Origin of the sequence: Ralstonia insidiosa (genome assembly GCF_008801405.1) — a bacterium.
Taxonomy (GTDB): domain Bacteria; phylum Pseudomonadota; class Gammaproteobacteria; order Burkholderiales; family Burkholderiaceae; genus Ralstonia; species Ralstonia insidiosa.
The window spans coordinates 2,418,418-2,433,331 of the sequence record NZ_VZPV01000001.1 but is presented as its reverse complement, the minus strand read 5'-3'; the positions used below and the strand labels follow the sequence as shown (position 1 = coordinate 2,433,331).

The window sequence follows — 14,914 nt, the reverse complement described above, 5'->3', positions numbered from 1 at the left end:
GAGTGTGTTAGATGGCCTACTCGAAGAAAGGGTATGTGTTACGTGATCGAGTCGGCTTCCCAGTCTTCCAAGGCCGAATCAACGATTCCAGATGGTGCCTTGGCTGGAAAGATTTAGTTCGCCTTGAACTTCGTTTCTCCAGACATAAAGATCATCGGCGCTGTGTATGCGCACATCGCCCATCGTGTAGAGGCTCAACAAGCTAGCTGAGTCTCCATAGGTTCCGGACAGCGAGATATCAACTTTCCCTGTGTTAGCGGTAACCAACTGATTGACAAAAATCGACCCGCGTCGGAAATCGAAGTTGCCTAAATTGCCACCGTTGTTGTCGTTGAGTAGTTGCAGGTAGGAGGTGCGCATCAATGCGCGATCAGTTGTTGTTGCATCCCCAAATACCCAAATTTCTGGTGCGGAGAGATCGCCACCAATAGAGGTTTTGCCTCCGATTACGGAGATTCCGCCTTCGGCATCCACTACGCCATTAACCGTCATTCGGGTTTGGTGAGTGTTTTCTGGGCTAAGTACCGAAGTGATTAGCTCAACGTGTCCGTATCTGGGTATCCCATATTCATCATGGGTTAAGCTCCGCGCCTCGATGGTTCCAGTATTGTTCAAGACACTGCGTGCGACTGCATCGCGGACCGTAGCTACTAGAGCGATGGAGCCATTCTCCGTTCTTAGCGAGCCACTATTGTTAACCAGTGCATTGGCGCTGCCATCAGCGACAATATCCCAGTGCATGCTGTCCGGAGAGTCGCCAAAAAAAAATGACAGTGCCTCCGGATTGGAGGGCAATGTCTCCCCTAGTGCTATGAATGGCGCCGTTGTTTTCGACTAATCCACCTCCGATGAGCGCGACCGAGGTGTCTGCATTGATACGGCCGTTGTTGATGACATCACCGTTGCCTCCACCGGAAAATGTGAGGGCTTGTCTCCAGCCTGTGGGGTTCTTGAAAACCTCGTCGGAAATGTTGAGAGAAGATGCAACTAGGCTGCCGACATTGACCCGTGCGGTTGAGCCAAACAGTACGCCGTTCGGGTTGACGATATAGACGCGGCCGTTGGAGGTGAGATTGCCGAGAATGCTCGTCGGGTCGATCGAGTTGATGCGGTTCAACACAGAAGCCGTTGTGCTCGGCTGCTGGAAAGCCAGCGTTTCGTTGCTGGCCACGTTCATGTTGTCCCAATTGATGATCAGCTTGTCGCTGGACTGATTGACGGTCGTCGTGCGGCCGCTAGTGCTGATGTTGCCAACACCGTCTGCAATGGTGCCGGTGCCCACGGCGTAGGCCTGTGTTCCTGCCAGCAAAAGCGCCGCCAAAGCGGCTGGGCGGATTTTGGCGATTGTTTTGGTCATCGCATTCCTCTCCAAGTCTCATGATTGATGGGGCGCTTAGCCTAGGAGGAGCGATGGGGTAAATCTATCGGCGGATTCTTAGTCTATGTGGGTCGTAACAACCCTTGCCGTATTTGCGTGCCCGTGCGGATCCGGTCAAAACCGGACCACCGTACTGAACCACGTCATCGCCCGATGCTGCGCCCCAAGCAGTGGTGAGCTGCCCATACGCAGTGCATAGGTCAGGTTGAACTCCGCACGTTTAGCCACCGAATAATTCAGCTCGAACCCGTATCCCTCCATCGTGACCGCGTTGGCGCCCCGGCTCACGAATTTCTGCACCGTGGCGCGTGCCCGGTCATAGAAGACTTGCGCGGTCAGCCCATCGACATAGGGCACAGTGGCATTCAATTGCATGGATGCGATATGGCCGCTGTCTGCGCTGACGGTGTCGTTGCTATATGCGCGTACGGCATTGGTGCCGCCCAGCGTCATTTTTTCCGAGCCGTCTAGGTTGCGTGAGCTTTGCTGCGCCTGGATCGATAGGTCGGCATAGAGGCCGCGATACAAGACTTGCGTGTACTTGGCGTATTGCGTGGCCTTGAAGTAGGTGCCACGTGTCTGCGCGCCGTTCCAGGCATCCTCGTTATGTAGGTCGCCGCCGGTCAGGCCGAATTGGTATTGCAGGATGTACGGCAGCCCACCCAGTCGACTTTGCCGGTTGCCCGAGAGTTGCGTGGAGACGACCGATGCCCAGCGTTGGTTGGGTTCGTCAAACAGCGTGTCGGTCAGGCGCTTGTAGTCGAGGTTGGCGGCAGCGTCGAGGTTGTCCGATTGGGTGCGCATAAGCGGGTAGCTGCCGTAGAGGCCGTACACGGTGGCGTGGCCGTCGCCCAGGTCGTTGTATAAGCCGCCCAGCGTGTAGTTGACGCGTGATACGGCCATGCCGGCGCGCGCGCCGTGCGTGCTGATCGGGATGTCGTAAGAGACACGGCCGATCAACGTCTTGCCGCCGTCGCTGTCGTGGTTGAACTGGAGGAAATCGGGTGCGCCGTACAGCACGGCCTGAAACCGGTCGCCCAGGCCGAATGGACTGTTGACGTTGACTTGCGTACCGATGCGGTTGCGCCCGCTGACGCGCGAGCCGGCGTTGTCGGCCACGAAGGCGCCGTTGATGCGGTCGCCCGCAGCCGTGTCGACCGTCAGCACGGTGCCGCCAGGCGTTTGCCCAGGCGAGAGCATCGGCGTGATGCCACCAATGCCGGGCAGTTCGGACAGGCGTGTGAGCTGATCCTGTGCCGTCTGCATGTCACCAGTGGCCGATACACCGTGGTCCAGATAGCCCTGCAGGACGCGATCGCTGACCAGCGAGTCGTTACGACGCAACTGAATTGTCTCAACATGCCCGCGCAGGATGTTCAGGCGTACGACACCGTTGGTGATCTTCTGCTGCGGCACATAGGCGTAGGAAATGGGTTCACCGTTGTCGAGCAGCGCGTTCGTGACTAGAACTGCCACGTTGCGCACGTCCCTCAACGTCATGTCCCGGTCACGGTAGGGGGCAACGACGGCATCGACTTGTAGCCTCAGGCGTTCCGGCACGTTGTCGACTTCGATGCGAGCGACATGCACGGCTTCGGTATCGGCAGGCGATGTTGGCTCCGTGGCGGGGCGATGGCCCTCGACCTTGACCTCATCCTTGCCTTGTGGCTCAGCGGGGACGTTCAGAATCGGGTTGTTCTGCAGCAGGGAGCCCGTTGAGGGCAAGGCGATGTCTCTGGGCGGCGTGGTTTGCCCACAGGCTGGCAGGCTATGCGTGGCGGTAGCAACCAGTGCACCAACGGCTGAAAGTATCGCCACACTGCGTTTTGCGGATGTTTGCGGGGCCAGTGTGGGTCGGTCGCTACCTTGCATGCCATGCACTCGGAAAAATCACGGAGCGCGGAGTGTGTGGGGCGCCAGGGGGCAAATCCATCAGCAAAATCTGAGTGTGAAGGCGGTGTAACAGTTTTCATTGCGGGCGCGGTGGCGTCGGTGCTGGTCGATTCGCGCTTGCAATCCCACCATTCGTCGGACACGGATGGCGCTTGCCCAGGCGGCATTCCTATACTCCCGACATCCCCGGCGTCGTCTGAGCTTCCATGTCCGTCGCCTTCCACACTGCATCCGATTGCGTCGCATCGTGTGGGCACCGCAGCCACTGCCCGTTCGTGCGCGAGTGCGACAACGCCTGCGTAAACGAAATTCGGCGAGCCGCATGACGGCTCGCCGAACAAGAGGCGCCAGGCTTACTGCCTGACCGGAACCAGATCGAAATGATCGCGCTGGTATTGGAACAGCAGGCAATCATCACCCGTTGCGCAACCGCTGAAGTGCGGCATGTTGGCCGGCAGGTTGTAATAGGAGCCCGGCGGATAATCAACGCGCTTGCCGTCGATGATGGCGTAGAACGTGCCCTTGAGTACCACGGTCGGCAAGTCTTGCGTGTGCACGTGGTAAGGGTTGTTCGCCCCGTTGGGGAAGAGGACGAACGCATCGTACGGGCCATGTCCGGCGAGATCGCCCTGAACGTTGGCGTACTTCACGCCGCCGCTGCCGGGCAACTCGGTCCATGTCAGTTCGCTGGCGGGAAACGACACCAGGTTTTCGCTTGATGCACCGCCCGCACCCGGGGTGGTGGGAACGAGGTCGAAGTGATCGCGTTGATACTGGAACAGCAGGCAATCGTCGCCCGGTGCGCAACCGCTGTAGTGCGGCATGTTGGCGGGCAGGTTGTAGTAAGAGCCCGGCGGATAGTCAATGCGCTTGCCATCGACAATGGCGTAGAACGTGCCCTTGAGCACCACGGTCGGCAAGTCTTGCGTGTGCACGTGATACGGGTTGTCCGCCCCGTTGGGGAAGAGGACGAACGCTTCGTAGTTACCATGTCCAGCGAGGTCGCCCTGAACGTTGGCGTACTTCACGCCGCCGCTGCCGGGCAACTCGGTCCACGTCAGCTCGCTGGCAGGGAGTGACACGAGGCCGGGGTGTACCGGAGCGTTATCACCGCCGCCGCAGGCGGTCAGCGCAAGTGCCGACAGTAGCGGCAGTAGTAATTTCTTTTTCATCATCGTTTTTGTTGGGAGCGAATCGGTGTACGTAGTGGATCGGCACGCCGTGTTTGTGTGAGCCGCGCAGGCTGTGTGCTGGAATGCAGTCTATGGATAGGCTCTGCCCACCACCACAGGGCTCCCGCCACAGAACTTGTGCAGCGGATGCACAAGTCGATGCGTAAGACGCGCGGGCTCGAATACCTGGAATCCTGCGGTTTTCGTGCCGCGTCTGAGCACCTGCTGTTGCTACGTTCGCACCCTGAATCCCGCCATTCGTCGCACACCGATGGCGCCTGCCCAAGCGCCATTCCTATACTGCGGACATCTTCGGTTCCACCTGAGACCGCCATGTCCGCCATCCCCTACAACACCTCCGCTGAATCTGACGATGCCCTGTTGCGCCGCGCCCGCCACCGTGCCGGCGCACGCATGGGGTTTCGCATCCACCTGCTGTCATTTCTGGCCGTGAACGGTGTGCTGGCGGCGATTGCGCTGTCGCGCGGGCAGTTCTGGTTCGTCTGGCCGCTGCTGGGCTGGGGGATGGGGCTGGCCGCGCACGGCCTGAGCCTGGCCTGGAGCATGGGCAACGGCTACCAGCGCATGGTCGACCAGGAGCTCGCCCGTCTGCGCGAACAGGCTGGCCGCTGATGCGGGAAACCCCAAGCTTCAACGCCGGAGAACCCTCCGGTAAGATCGCCCGCATGCTCGCCAATGTGTCGTTTCCTTCGCTTGCCGATTGCCTGCGCCTCCTGCGGCGCTGGCTGGTCCGCTACGCCGTCATCATCGTCATCAATACGTTGATTGCGACGGTGCTGGCGTTCGGCATTCGCCCGGAAGAGACGTTCTGGCAGGACTTTGTTTTCAGCCAGTCGATAGGTCTGGCGGTGTTCTCGTTGATTGGCATTCCGCGTCACGCGTTTTGGGGCGACGGGCCGCCCAGCAAGAAGTTCTTTCCGTGGGTTGTGGTTGGTGCGGTGGTGATTGGCGTGCCGTTCGGGCAATGGGTGGCCCGCATGATTCTCTGCATGAATGCGCCGTTCCCCATGCCCTGGCGGGCCGATAGCCTGCGCATGAGCTTCATCATCACGATGCTGGCTGCGCTGGGGGCAACCTACTACTACTGGTCGCGCGGCAAGCTGGTTGCGCTGGAGCGTCAGGCCGCGCTCGATGCGTTGGATCGTGAAGAAGCCGAGAAGCAGGTCGTGCGTGCGCAGCTCATGGCGTTGCAAGCGCAGATCGAGCCGCACTTCCTGTTCAACGTGCTCGCCCATGTGGATGTGCTGATCGCCCGGGACCCGGTTGGCGCGCGGCGCTTGCTGCAGCACCTGATCGGCTTTCTGCGTACGTCGCTCTCGCATGCCCGCGCCGAACAATGCACGCTAGCGCAGGAATTCGCGCTGCTGCGTGCGTATCTCGATATTCAGGCGCTGCGCTTCGGCAACCGGCTGCGGTTTTCACTGACGCTGGACGATGCCATCGCCAACATCGTCATCCCGCCCATGTTGATCCAGCCGCTGGTGGAGAACGCCGTCGTGCACGGCATCGAGCCGGCACGCGAAGGCGGTGAGATTGCGCTCTCGGCCCGCTTGGTTGCCCACAATGAGGGCGAACGCCTCGTGCTGGAAGTGCGCGATACCGGCGTCGGCTTCGGCAACGATGGCGGCAAGGGCTCGGGGCTGGGCCTCACGCATGTGCGTGAACGGCTGGCGCGCCTGTTTGATGGCGATGCACGCCTGACGATTGCGGAAACCGTGCCGCATGGCGTGACGATCATTGTTGAGCTGCCGCTCGCACGCGAAACAACTGACGCGCCTGCCCAGGCCGATGCGCCTGAATGGCGCTGCCGCTTTTCCCAGTCTGCACGCCCCGCCGCCAACCCAGCGCTGTCTTCACGCGCGCCCGCCGGAACCTGACCGATGCCGTCTTCCCCCCGCCTGCTGATTGCCGACGACGAACCGGCACTGGCTGACAACCTGGTCGCCGAACTGGCTGCGCTGTGGCCCGAGGCCACGCTGTTGCCGGCCGTGCACGACGGGCAATCCGTGCTGGACGTGATTGACGATGCGCAGGCCGGGCAGGGGCCGGACGTTGTCTTTCTCGACATCCGCATGCCGGGGCTCTCAGGCATTGACGTAGCGCGTGAGCTATCGGACCGGGCGGACCGCCCGCTGGTGGTGTTCGTCACGGCCTACGATCAGTTTGCGTTGGATGCCTTCGAACAGGCCGCTGTCGACTACGTGCTCAAGCCCGTGCAGACCGAGCGCCTGGCCGAGACCGTCAAGCGCCTGAAGGACCGACTGACCGTGCGCCCCAGCAGCAACGGTGCCGCGGATCCGGCACAGACGTTGGCAGAACTCGTCGAACGCCTCGCCGGCCTGCAAGGCGCTGCGCAGACGCGGGTGACACCGCAGGGCGGTTATCTACGCTTCATCAAGGCGCTGGTCGGGCAAGAGGTGCGCTTCATCCCCGTGGATGACGTGCTGTATCTGGAGGCGACCGACAAGTACGTCAACGTGGTCGCCAGCAGCGGTGAATCGCTCATCCGCATGAGCTTGCGCGAGTTGCTGGCCCAGCTTGATCCGGAGCACTTCTGGCAGGTGCACCGCGGCACGGTGGTCAACGTGGCGCATGTGTCGAGCGCCGTGCATCTGTCGCTGGGCCGATTGGGCCTGAAGATACGCGGACGGGCGGAGACGCTGCCGGTGGCACGGCAGTACGCGCATCTGTTCCGGCAGATGTAGCCCGAACGGGGCGTGTGCGCTCATGACACCTTCCGCTATGATCCGTTGTGTCGTCAACGAATCAAGCGTGAGACTACTCGCCATGGAGACTGCAGTTGTAGGCCAACCCCGCCACGGCGGGCAGATCCTGGTCGATGCGTTGGTTGGCCACGGTGTCGACATCGCCTTTGGCGTGCCCGGTGAGAGCTACCTGTCGGTGCTTGAGGGCTTCTATCAGCGCCGCGACCGCGCGCGCTTCATCATCTGTCGGCAGGAAGGCGGCGCCGCCAACATGGCCGACGCCTACGGCAAACTGACCGGCCGCCCCGGCATCGTCTTCTGCACACGGGGCCCCGGCGCCACCAACGCCAGCATCGGCGTGCACACCGCGTTCCAGGATTCCACGCCGATGATTCTGTTCATCGGCCAAGTCGGCCGCGATTTTGTCGACCGCGAAGCGTTTCAGGAAATCGACTACCGCCGTATGTTCGGCCAGATGGCCAAGTGGGTGGCGCAGATCGACAGCGTGGAGCGCATTCCCGAATACATCGCACGCGCCTTCCAGACTGCTACTGCTGGCCGGCCCGGTCCGGTCGTGCTGGCGTTGCCGGAAGATATGCTCACCGAGGTTGCCACGGTTGCAGACGTGCCGCCCGATGTAGCAACGAAAGCGCGCGCCATGGCGTGGCCCGGTCCGCACGATCTCTCGCAACTGAAAGTGTTGCTGCAGAGCGCAGCGCGCCCGCTATTGCTGCTGGGCGGCTCTGGCTGGACACCGCAGGCCGCCGCCCGCATGCAGGCGTTTGCCGAGCGCTGGAACCTGCCCGCCGGCTGCGTGTTCCGCCGGCAAGACCTGTTCGACAACCGTCACCCGAATTACGCGGGCGATGTCGGTATCGCCATCAACCCGAAGCTCGCTGCGCGTGTAAAAGACGCCGATGTGGTGCTCGCCATCGGCCCGCGCCTGGGCGAGATGACCACCTCCGGCTACACGCTGTTCGACGTGCCGCGCCCCAGGCAGACGCTCATCCACGTACATGCTGGCGCGGAAGAACTGGGGCGCGTCTATCAGGCACACCTGATGATCCATGCGTCGATGCCCGCGATTGCTGAAGCGCTGGAGGGCGTTGTGCCGGACGCCACGCCACGCTGGTCTGCCTGGACCGAAGCCACCCATGCCGATTACCTTGCCAACATCGTGCCGCCACCGTTCACCGGGCAAGGCATCGACATGGCCCGCGCGATGCAATGGCTGCGCGAGCGCCTGCCGCACAACAGCATCCTGACCAATGGCGCAGGCAACTACGCCACGTGGCTGCATCGCTTCTATCAGTACGGCGCGCTGGCTGCCGGCTCGCGCACGCAACTGGCGCCGACCAGCGGGGCGATGGGCTACGGCGCACCGGCTGCCGTGGCCGCCAAGATCGTGTGCCCTGACACGCCCGTCATCTGCATGGCGGGTGATGGCTGCTTCCTGATGAACGGGCAGGAGCTGGCGACCGCCATGCAATACAACGCGCCGGTCATCTTCATCGTGGTCAACAACAACATGTACGGCACCATTCGCATGCATCAGGAGCGCGAGTACCCTGAGCACGTGAGCGGCACGGAACTGCGCAATCCCGACTTTGCGGCACTGGCCCGCGCGTACGGCGCCGAGGGGCATACGGTACGCTCACTCGAAGGTTTCCAGTCGGCCGTTGAGGCTGCGTTGGTTGCCCCCGTTGCCACGATCATCGAGGTGCAGACGGATCCGAACATCATCAGCCCGCGTGCGACCATCGATTCGTTACGCGCACAGTCGCGCAGCTAATCTCTTTCTACCAACGCCCAACCCTTCGACACTGCCATGACGATGACCCCAGTCACTGACCTGTGCGATCTGCACGAAGACAAACTCATCTACGGAAGCCTGCGTGTACTCACGCCCGTGTTCTGCAGCTTTGGAAAGCGTGCCGCGTTTGCCGGCCCGGCTTCCACGCTCAAGGTGTTCGAGGACAACGGCCTGGTGCGTGCCGCGCTGGAAGAGCAGGGCGCGGGGCGCGTGCTCGTCATCGACGGCGGCGGTTCGTTGCGATGTGCATTGGTGGGCGGCAACCTCGGCAAGCTGGCCGAGGAGAACGGGTGGGAGGGCATCCTGCTCAACGGCTGCGTGCGCGATACGCGCGAGCTGATCGAATGCAACGTCGGCATTCATGCACTGGCAGTGCATCCGCGCAAGAGCATCAAGAAGAACGCTGGCCAGCGCGAGGTGGGGGTGCAGATGCCCGGTGCGTACATCCAGTCCGGTGAATGGATCTATGCCGATGAAGACGGTGTGCTGGTTTCGCAGGACCCACTTGTATGAGCCCGGTCAACGCCATTCACGTGTTCGTCTACGGCACACTGCGCGCCGGAGAGGCCAATGACCTGCGCGTAGCCGCAGCCAAGCGCGGCATTCCCGAGCCAGAGTTGCTAGGCACCGCCATGTTGCACGGTCGCCTGTACGACTTTGGCGCGTATCCGGGCCTGGTGCTGGACCCGACCGGCACCGCCGTACGGGGTGATGTCTATCGCATCGATGCCGCGCTCGTGCCGGTGCTCGACGAGATCGAAGAGGTGTATCCAGGCGGTGATGCGCTCTTCCTGCGCGAGAACCACGCCGTGATGCTGGGCAGCGAGCCTGTCGAGTGCATCGTCTATCCGGTCAGCCCGGCGCACATTGCCGGGCGGCATGTCATTACGGGCGGCGATTGGGTCGCGCATCGGCTGGCGCGCGGCTGAGCACTGCGCCGCAGTGTCGTAGCGCCTCAGCCGACATTCATCGGCAGCAGTACCATCTGCTTGCCTTGCAGGTGCAGCCGCGTCTGAATTTCCAGCGGGCTCTGGTTGTGCAACCAGGCGGTGAGGAAGTTAACCTGCCGGAAGATCAGTTTGCTGGCAAAGCACACGCTGTTGGGAAACTCATCCATCGTGGTCTCGGCCAGCTTGGTGAACTGTGCAACCGGGTTGGTGCCGAAGGCGATGCGGTAGTCGGCCGCATCGCCATGTCGGCGGCATTGCGCCACGTAGTACTCCAGCGATGCCGTGATGGTCTGGCGTAGGCGTTCCAGGTGCTCGGCACCGTCGTAGCTCTTGGCATCGACTTCGCCCACGGCCAGGAAAATGAAGTTCTTGAAGTGGCCGGGGAAGAGCCGGTTGACCCACAGCAGTGCATGCATGCTGGCCCCGCGATGCTTGCCCACCAGGAGGATGGCAGTGGGTAGGCTGGGGTCGGGTTTGCTGGGCGCCGCGGTGTCGGGCACGACGGGTGTTTCTCCGGAGAACAGCGCGTCTTCCTTGGCGATTTGCGCGCGGGTCTCGTCGTAGTGATGCCGGATCAGGAAGCACAGCGCAATCACGGCGCTCGTGACCAGCACCGTGAGCCAGCCGCCTGCAGTGAACTTTTCGACCAGGGTGATGACCAGCACCGTGCTCGTGACCGACAGCCCCAATGCTGACAGCGCAAAGTGTCTCCACCAGTGCGCGGCATTCCTGCGTTGGCGCCACCAATAGGTGCACAGGCCCAGCAGTGACAGGCTGAAGGTCAGGAATACGTTGATGCTGTACAGCACCACCAGCACCGCCACGTCACCGTGCGTCCAGAACAGGATCAGCAGGCTTGCTACGCCCATCACGATGATGCCGTTCTGGCGCACCAGCCGGGCCGACAGATCGCGAAAGTGGCGCGGCACCCAGGAATCGTGCGCCATGTTGGCCAGCACAGCCGGGCCATCGAGAAAGCCGGTCTGCGCACCGACCAGCAGCAGCCCCGCCTCAAACGCCAGCACCGCAGCCAGCAGCGCACCGCGCGCAAATGCCGAGCTGAGCCCCATGTGGTCGATCACGCTGCCGAACACCACGGCGTTGAGCGTCTGGCCCTCCACCGGTTTGGCGTGCCACAGCATGTAGAGCAGGATGATGCCGCCCGCCGTGAACGCCAGCGAGGTCGACATATAGAGCATGGTCCGCTTGCCGTGGGGCGTGCGCGGCTCGGCCAGCATGTTGACGTTGTTCGAGACCGCTTCCAGGCCCGTGTAGGTACCACCGCCCAGCGAGAACGCGCGCATCAACAGCGCCAGCATCACCAGTGGCCCGAGCGTTTGCGACATGGTGTGCGCCTCGCCCACGGCATCCGGCACGACAGCGGTGAGCCCGCTGCCATGAACTGCCACGCCATAGACGATCAGTCCGAAGTGCAGCACGACAAAGCCCAGGAAGATCGGCAGCAACACGAGAATCGATTCGCGCATGCCCCGGAAGTTGAGGCCCGTCATGAGCACGATCAGGATCAGCTCGGTGGTCAGCTTGAACGCTTGCGCGCTCAATGGCAGCAGGCTGAAGAAGGCATCGACACCGCTTGCCAGAGACGTGGCCACCGTCAGCACGTAGTCGACCAGCAGCGCGGCGCCGGACACCAGCCCCGCGCGCTGGCCCAGCAGCGCAGTTGCAACGCGATAGCCACCGCCCCCGGTGGGAAACAGTTCGATGACCTGGTTGTAGCCCAGCGCAATGATGAACACGGTGGCTGCAGTCGCCAACGCCAGGAAGAGGGCGAGGGGTGTGTGCTGACCCAGGGCGAGGAACGCCTCCTCGGGGCCATAGCACGATGAGGACAGACCATCAGCCCCAAGCCCCACCCACGCCAGAAGCGGCGTCACCGCGATGGCATGGCGGGTTCGTGGGTCGAGTGGATCAAGCGGCTTACCAACAACCACCTGCCACATCTTGTCGAATGTAGCCATCGTGCCTCCCACCCTTCTTATTGGCGCTATCTGTAGGTGTAGAGCAATTCCGTGAGGCATACCAGTCCGAGATACCCGGCGCCCTGGTTGCGCAGATGGCTGCCGGGTCAGCGGCTTGCGCGCGGGCCGGTACGTTGATACGAATTTTGCGTCGAGGAGAGCGTTCTTTATGACTTCTTGATGAACGACGTCTTACGCTGGAGGCTCAAAAAACACTTGGGCATGCTGCGCCCGTATGGTTATGACGCTAACGGATCGGTTGTTGCTGGGCGTGGCGGCCGTGTTGGCTGTCATCGGTATTTTTGTTGCCGAAGCGATTCGTGCCGAACGGGTTGCGCGGCGCCTGGCCAAGGCGAAAGAGGGTGCGGCACACAAGTACGCCAACGATTCGGATTGAACGCGCATGGCCTGCGTGTAGATGCCAGGCATAGGCATGTAGGCGTATTTCTCCTGGCCCGCAGAAGCCCGGTGCCAAAGATGGCCGCTGGAACGGTGCCATCAGCGTTGTAAAGCCAACGTGGTGTGTGCCGACCTACCGCATGTGAAGGATAGGTCTTCTATTTTTCACAATGCGGAAAGTCTTTTTGGTCCTCAAAAATTCCGCACCGCAGGGCACCATCACCATCTTTCATGATAGGGAAAATCTTTCCGTATCGTGAAACGATGGTGTTAAGCCTTTGAAAATAAACAAATAAAAACTTCGGATCGAGTTGAGGTTCTCCTTGTTGCGCTGCATCGTGCCTTTCTACACTCTTATATAAGACACATGACTTTTGGCCGGCCGACGACACCCAAAAAGGGCGCCAGCGGAAGGCAAGTGGCTTTAAGCGGTGAGCGAGCTACCCGGTTCTTATTGGATGGATGCGATCAAGCAGGAGAGTGTGATGACGACGCGCGAACAACAAGTGCAGCAACTGCAAAAGGAATGGGACACCAACCCGCGTTGGAAAGGCATCAAGCGCGGTTATACCGCCGAAGACGTAGTGCGCCTGCGTGGCTCGCTGCAGATCGAGCACACGCTGGCCAAGCGCGGTGCGGAAAAGCTGTGGGACCTGATCAACAACGAGCCGTTCGTCAACGCGCTGGGCGCACTGACGGGCAACCAGGCCATGCAGCAGGTCAAGGCGGGCCTGAAGGCCATCTACCTGTCGGGCTGGCAGGTGGCGGGCGATGCCAACAGCAACGGGGAGATGTATCCGGACCAGTCGCTGTACTCGGTGGACTCGGTGCCCAAGGTCGTCAAGAAGATCAACAACACCTTCCAGCGCGCTGACCAGATCCAATGGTCGGAAGGCAAGGACGACATCGATTTCTTCGCCCCGATCGTGGCGGATGCGGAAGCTGGTTTCGGCGGTGTGCTGAACGCGTTCGAGCTGATGAAGGCCATGATCGAGGCCGGCGCTTCGGGCGTGCATTTTGAAGATCAACTGGCCGCCGTGAAGAAGTGCGGGCACATGGGCGGCAAGGTGCTGGTGCCGACGCGTGAAGCCGTGAGCAAGCTGGTGGCTGCGCGTCTGGCTGCTGACGTGATGGGCGTGCCGACCGTGCTGATTGCCCGTACCGATGCCGAAGCCGCTGATCTGCTGACCACCGACGTGGACGACAACGACCGCCCGTTCTGCACCGGCGAGCGCACGGTGGAAGGTTTCTACCGCACGAAGCCCGGTCTGCAGCAAGCCATCTCGCGCGGCCTGGCCTACGCAGAAGTGGCCGATCTCGTGTGGTGCGAAACCGGCAAGCCGGATCTGGAGTACGCCAAGAAATTCGCCCAGGCCATCCACGCCAAGTTCCCGGGCAAGATGCTGGCCTACAACTGCTCGCCGTCGTTCAACTGGAAGAAGAACCTGGACGACGTCACGATTGCCCGGTTCCAGAAGGAACTCGGCGCGATGGGCTACAAGTTCCAGTTCATTACGCTGGCCGGTTTCCACGCCCTGAACTACTCGATGTTCAACCTGGCTTACGGCTATGCCCGCAACCAGATGAGCGCGTTTGTCGAGCTGCAAGAGGCCGAGTTCAAGGCAGCGGAAAAGGGGTTCACTGCGGTGAAGCATCAGCGCGAAGTCGGCACGGGCTACTTCGATGCCGTGACGCAGACCATCGAGCGCGAAGCGTCCACCACGGCGCTGAAGGGCTCGACGGAAGACGAACAATTCTTCGAAGAAACGGCGCAAGCCAAGAAGGTGGCTTGAGTTTGCCGACGCATCCGGCATCCAGGACACCTGGGCCAGCGCGCTGACCACGCGCCGGCCTCTCGAAACCGCGTCCCGTGAGTGGCGCGGTTTTTTTTATGCGCGCTTGAAAATCGATTCGAGATCCAGCGCCGACGTTGGCGTGGTGTGCAGGTCCAGCGAGTGCTCGATGTGCTCGAGATGCTCGCGCATCAGGTCGTGCGCGCGTGCCGCATCGCCTGCGGTAATGGCCTCGGTGAGGGTGTCATGCTCGTGCTCGGGGCAGGCGGGCAGGCCGGGGCGGTCGTACAGCGTGATGATCAGGCAGGTGCGTGAGACGGTCTCGCGAATCAGCCGCTCCAAGACGTGGTTGCCGGCCATTTCGGCGATGAGCACGTGGTACTCGCCGGAGAGGCGGATGGTGGCTGCACGATCTCCACGCTCGCGTGCGGCATGCTCTGCAGCGATGTGTTCGCGCAGGCGCTTGGCCTGAGCCGGCCCGCATGCGCGTGCCAGCATGGCGGCCAGTTCGGGTTCGATGATGCGGCGGGTCTGGAAGACGTCGCGCGCCTCCTCTACGGACGGCTGCGCGACGAAGGCACCCTTGTTGGGTACGAGCGTCACGAGTTGCTCGTGCGCCAGCCTCGCCAGCACCTGGCGGATGCGCGGCCGGCCTGCACCGGTGGCTTCACATAACCGCTCTTCGACCAGCTTGGTGCCGGCGGCCAAGCGGTGCTCCATGATGGCCGTCAGCAGGCCTTGGTAGATCGGTTCGGCAGCAGGCTGGCTGTCGGTGGTTTCCCGTTCGGATGCGGGCATGGCGGGTGACAGA

General features: G+C 61.9%; 14 protein-coding genes. 8 read left to right on the top strand and 6 right to left on the bottom strand.

The features are described from left to right. Window positions 1-78 precede the first annotated feature (78 nt). The 4 genes from F7R11_RS11555 to F7R11_RS11540 form a co-directional block, all read right to left on the bottom strand. Window positions 79-741, bottom strand: a complete 663-nt coding sequence (locus F7R11_RS11555; protein ID WP_151180526.1) for a hypothetical protein — start codon at window positions 739-741, stop codon at window positions 79-81. After that, a complete protein-coding gene (locus F7R11_RS11550; protein ID WP_064803664.1) occupies window positions 719-1,357 on the bottom strand; it encodes a two-partner secretion domain-containing protein in 639 nt (212 codons plus the stop codon). Before F7R11_RS11550 ends, F7R11_RS11555 begins: the two co-directional genes overlap by 23 nt. Before the next feature lie 135 nt (window positions 1,358-1,492). Continuing rightward, a complete protein-coding gene (locus F7R11_RS11545; RefSeq protein ID WP_167317187.1) occupies window positions 1,493-3,196 on the bottom strand; it encodes a ShlB/FhaC/HecB family hemolysin secretion/activation protein in 1,704 nt (567 codons plus the stop codon). A 428-nt stretch (window positions 3,197-3,624) separates the two neighbouring features. Further along, window positions 3,625-4,446: a cupin domain-containing protein gene (locus F7R11_RS11540; protein WP_082932824.1), complete on the bottom strand. Its 822-nt coding sequence runs from the start codon at window positions 4,444-4,446 to the stop codon at window positions 3,625-3,627. 330 nt (window positions 4,447-4,776) lie between these two features. Between F7R11_RS11540 and F7R11_RS11535 the strand changes: the two genes are divergently transcribed. The 6 genes from F7R11_RS11535 to F7R11_RS11510 all read left to right on the top strand — a co-directional run bounded on the left by F7R11_RS11535 (window position 4,777) and on the right by F7R11_RS11510 (window position 9,911). Beyond that, the gene (locus F7R11_RS11535) at window positions 4,777-5,076 is read left to right on the top strand and encodes a 2TM domain-containing protein (protein WP_064803660.1); all 300 of its coding nucleotides are present in this window, start codon (window positions 4,777-4,779) and stop codon (window positions 5,074-5,076) included. Continuing rightward, window positions 5,076-6,341, top strand: coding sequence for a sensor histidine kinase (locus F7R11_RS11530; protein WP_064803657.1), 1,266 nt, complete (start codon window positions 5,076-5,078; stop codon window positions 6,339-6,341). Before F7R11_RS11535 ends, F7R11_RS11530 begins: the two co-directional genes overlap by 1 nt. 3 nt (window positions 6,342-6,344) lie before the next feature. Beyond that, complete coding sequence (locus F7R11_RS11525) at window positions 6,345-7,169, top strand: LytR/AlgR family response regulator transcription factor (protein ID WP_064803655.1); 825 nt, start codon at window positions 6,345-6,347, stop codon at window positions 7,167-7,169. An 82-nt stretch (window positions 7,170-7,251) separates the two neighbouring features. Beyond that, entirely contained in the window at window positions 7,252-8,961 is a 1,710-nt protein-coding gene (locus F7R11_RS11520) for a thiamine pyrophosphate-binding protein (RefSeq protein ID WP_064803653.1), read from the top strand. A 36-nt stretch (window positions 8,962-8,997) separates the two neighbouring features. Then, entirely contained in the window at window positions 8,998-9,495 is a 498-nt protein-coding gene (rraA, locus tag F7R11_RS11515; RefSeq protein ID WP_064803651.1) for a ribonuclease E activity regulator RraA, read from the top strand. Beyond that, a complete protein-coding gene (locus F7R11_RS11510) occupies window positions 9,492-9,911 on the top strand; it encodes a gamma-glutamylcyclotransferase family protein (protein WP_021194325.1) in 420 nt (139 codons plus the stop codon). Before rraA ends, F7R11_RS11510 begins: the two co-directional genes overlap by 4 nt. 26 nt (window positions 9,912-9,937) lie before the next feature. On the opposite strand, the gene F7R11_RS11505 is transcribed toward F7R11_RS11510, so the two are convergent. Beyond that, window positions 9,938-11,911 (bottom strand): APC family permease, encoded by a 1,974-nt coding sequence (locus F7R11_RS11505; protein WP_064803649.1) that lies wholly within the window; start codon window positions 11,909-11,911, stop codon window positions 9,938-9,940. 235 nt (window positions 11,912-12,146) lie between these two features. On the opposite strand from F7R11_RS11505, the gene F7R11_RS27025 reads away from it, so the two are divergent. Both F7R11_RS27025 and aceA read left to right on the top strand, forming a co-directional pair. Then, window positions 12,147-12,308: a hypothetical protein gene (locus F7R11_RS27025; RefSeq protein WP_021194327.1), complete on the top strand. Its 162-nt coding sequence runs from the start codon at window positions 12,147-12,149 to the stop codon at window positions 12,306-12,308. A gap of 487 nt (window positions 12,309-12,795) precedes the next feature. Continuing rightward, window positions 12,796-14,103 carry an isocitrate lyase gene (gene aceA / locus F7R11_RS11500; RefSeq protein ID WP_021194328.1) on the top strand — a complete coding sequence of 436 codons (1,308 nt, stop codon included), beginning with the start codon at window positions 12,796-12,798 and terminating at the stop codon, window positions 14,101-14,103. 96 nt (window positions 14,104-14,199) lie between these two features. Here the strand turns inward: aceA and F7R11_RS11495 are convergent, their stop codons facing one another. After that, window positions 14,200-14,901 carry a GntR family transcriptional regulator gene (locus F7R11_RS11495; RefSeq protein WP_064803647.1) on the bottom strand — a complete coding sequence of 234 codons (702 nt, stop codon included), beginning with the start codon at window positions 14,899-14,901 and terminating at the stop codon, window positions 14,200-14,202. Window positions 14,902-14,914: the final 13 nt, after the last annotated feature.